The following is a 3,103-nucleotide window of genomic DNA, read 5'->3' as shown; positions in this document are numbered from 1 at the left end:
TCTTTAGATTGCTTTCTTGATTTTTCTAATCGTTCAAGAAATTCTTTTTCTGATAATTGTTTAAGATTTTTTTGTTTCATCTATGACTCCAATTCTAACAATCAAATTCTGATTCTAGTGTTTCCCAAGGAAGCACTAATACTTCTGGTATTTCACGATTCAAAAACAGTTTGATTCCTATTGCTTTTGCTACTAGAAGAAGTAAGTTATCTAGCTTTTGTTTTTCTATTTCTGTTCCTTTGAAATTCTGCTCTGTTCGATAATCAATTGGATAAACAGGAATCATCCGGTCTAAAGGAGCTTGTAAATTTAAAATCGATTGCACATAGTATTTGCTCATAATAAGAGCACCACATTGTTTAATGTTCAAAGATGGGATATCTGCAGCATATAAATAAAGTGTATCTTCCCATCCAGTTCCATCTTGTTTTAATAAAACAATGCCTTCAAAATCTTTCAATTGTTTTATCACCTCGTGAAAGATTATAAAGTGTTTGCAATGCAATTTCTAATATAGAATTTAATGTTTTCCAGGTCGCTTTTGCACATCTTCTAGGAAATCTTTGATTGCTTCTTTAGACGCAACATTGTTATCTATAAACATTTATTTGATTTCATCCTTTTGCAGAGCTTCCTGTAAGAATTCAGAAGTTAAAATAATTTGTAACCAACAGAAAATCAAAAAAATGTCGATAGTAACGAATTTTTATGAATTAATTCTTCATTTACATCTTTATAAGAAGTTGGATGTTCATCTATGCATTGATATTTTGAATTCAGAATAGAAATGATTTTTGCTGTTGCACCAATACCAACTTCATCATTATCTAGATGGAAGATAATTGTTTTGATATTTGGATTTCTTTCTAAATACGCTTTTAGTGCAATAGGAATATCCGCTTCTGATTTACTCGTAATCTTATCACTGGCTCCGGCAAGAGACAGATAATTAAATTCGGTATAATCCATTTCATCCATTTTCAAAAGAGTCATATAGGATAATAAATCAATAGCTGCTTCAAACACATGAAGAACATCATTATTTACATTTGTGTAGTTGAAACTAAATGCTTTATTACTTCCAGCATGATCCAATTTAAAATTTTTAAAGATACTTCGTTTAAATGCATACGCTGGTTTATCTTTATCATATCCAACAAACACTGCATTCTTGAAGTTAGCGGATTGATAAATCATTCCTTTGGATATGAAATCATCCACAATTCCTTTATCGATTTTTCTAATTTCACATAAATAACGAATCACTAAATCATTGTTCTTATCTTTAATAGGTAATTCAAATGGTTTTACAGGTTTTGGATGATAATAAGTGGTAACTGGTGCACTCACATTCATTAAATCTGATAAATAGTTACACGCATCTTTAAATTCATATCCTTCCACAATAATCAAATAATCAAGTGCAGATGTTCCACCTTTGCCTTGTGACCACCAATACCATTTTCCATTTGAAAAATGCAAGGAATCATGATCTCGATGATAATAATCTGTTCTCCCATTTTTTACTAACAGGTCTGGAGCATAGTTTCTTAAATAATCAAAAGCAGATAAGGTTCTTACTTTTTCTAGAACGTCTTTTCGTATAAATCGTTGACTCATCTTTCCAACTCCTTGTTTTTTGGTGCCATTTTTGCAATTCCATGTTCTTTACAAAACTTACGTACACCACTTGGATTTTCTTTTGTGGATAATTCGAATTCATCTGTATAAACCGTTTCGACTTTGTATTTTTGTTCCTGGATATTGTGAATCCACTGATTCATAAATCGATTGAGTTCATTAGCACGAAATGGATCACCATCCACTCGTTCATAAAATTGAAGGTTATCCTGTTGATAAGACTGTGGATAGAGCAGTCTGTTATCTTTATCCACTGTAAATTCAATATCTGGATCAGCCATTAGATCTCCATTCAATTCATAGTTATGAGCCATCGCAAAACGATTTTCATCAATGATTTCCACATTCAGATCCATAAAGCCAAGTGTTGCATATTTCATGTAGTAAGCATCATTTGTAAGTAATGGTTGGGCAATCTGTTCAAATAATTCATAGTTTCTATGTTCGATTGAATTTTCAATAAACCAGTTCTTACTTAAATCAAAATTGGGATCCGTGAATGCTTCAAAACATATTGTTCGTAGTGTTTGATAATAGTCGTGATTGTTTCCAAATAAAAAAGCTTGATCAGAATATTCAAGCTTACTATTGATAACATCATAGATTTGTTGATCCACCATTTCATGAATATCCGAAGTGGATACATTTGGATCATTTAATGCATCTTTATATTGTTCCATCAAAGAAGAAACTTGAATCACAATATCATGATTCATTTGTTCCATTTCTAATGGTGTTATATATTTACTTTTCATTTCTATCATATGCAGTTTCTCCTTGAATACAGGTTCTAGTTGTTCAATCATTTCATGAGCCGTACTTTGAATATTAACTAAGATAGATTTCAATTCATCAAAATCTTTATCATCATAGCTAGCAATATAACCAAATGAATATTCAGAAGTATCTAGTCCAAAATGATCACATAATACAAAAGCCAACGATTCGGCTTCAATTTCTCGTTGGCTTTGATTTTTATCTGTTTGTTTATGAAGCAGGCTGTGAGCATACTCATGAATTAATGTTTTGGCAATTTGTAGATCTTCCAAATCTTTATTAATCACAATCTTATCTTCTTTAGGAGAATAGTATCCCTTAGCTCCTGTCATGAGATTCAAATCTTCTGTTTCTGTTTTAAATTCAATGAGAATTGTACAGATAGATTGCACGGATTGAATGATTGCCTTAGCTTCATTATTAGAACCCGTTAAATCATGAATCAAAGAGGGAAGAGGATCACCAGAAGTTTGTGATATATCAAATACAGTAGTTGTTTTAAAACGAGTCACATTCACTTGCCGTTGTTCTTGAATAGGTGAACCAGCTTCATCCAATTCAACATTTCCGTTTTCATCTACTTTATTAATTAATCGATCTTCTTTATACGTTACAGGAGCAAGAATCATTAATCCTTTTTCACCTTTATCCACATGACGATTAAAGTTTGTTTGCCAAGCACGAT

General features: G+C 31.5%; 3 protein-coding genes. All 3 read right to left on the bottom strand.

Features of this window, described 5'->3' with window-relative positions:
- Nucleotides 1-94 precede the first annotated feature (94 nt).
- Nucleotides 95-460 (bottom strand): hypothetical protein, encoded by a 366-nt coding sequence (locus tag ACI32A_RS01955; RefSeq protein ID WP_308584925.1) that lies wholly within the window; start codon nt 458-460, stop codon nt 95-97.
- A gap of 218 nt (nt 461-678) precedes the next feature.
- Nucleotides 679-1,620, bottom strand: a complete 942-nt coding sequence (locus ACI32A_RS01950; RefSeq protein ID WP_419042391.1) for a DUF3991 domain-containing protein — start codon at nt 1,618-1,620, stop codon at nt 679-681.
- Nucleotides 1,617-3,103, bottom strand: a 1,487-nt coding sequence (locus ACI32A_RS01945; protein ID WP_439753337.1) for a DUF6908 domain-containing protein, incomplete at its 5' end; no start/stop codon positions are given. The genes ACI32A_RS01950 and ACI32A_RS01945, both read right to left, overlap by 4 nt.

The sequence above is a fragment of the Floccifex sp. genome (assembly GCF_051873555.1).
Classification (GTDB): Bacteria; Bacillota_I; Bacilli_A; order Erysipelotrichales; family Erysipelotrichaceae; genus Floccifex.
The sequence above is the reverse complement of the archived record's forward strand: the minus strand, read 5'-3'. Positions and strand labels throughout refer to the sequence as shown.

Bases quoted from the DNA above. Each gene is read 5' to 3' on its own strand.
- ACI32A_RS01950 (WP_419042391.1), bottom strand. From the start codon at position 1,620: ATGAGTCAACGATTTATACGAAAAGACGTTCTAGAAAAAGTAAGAACC.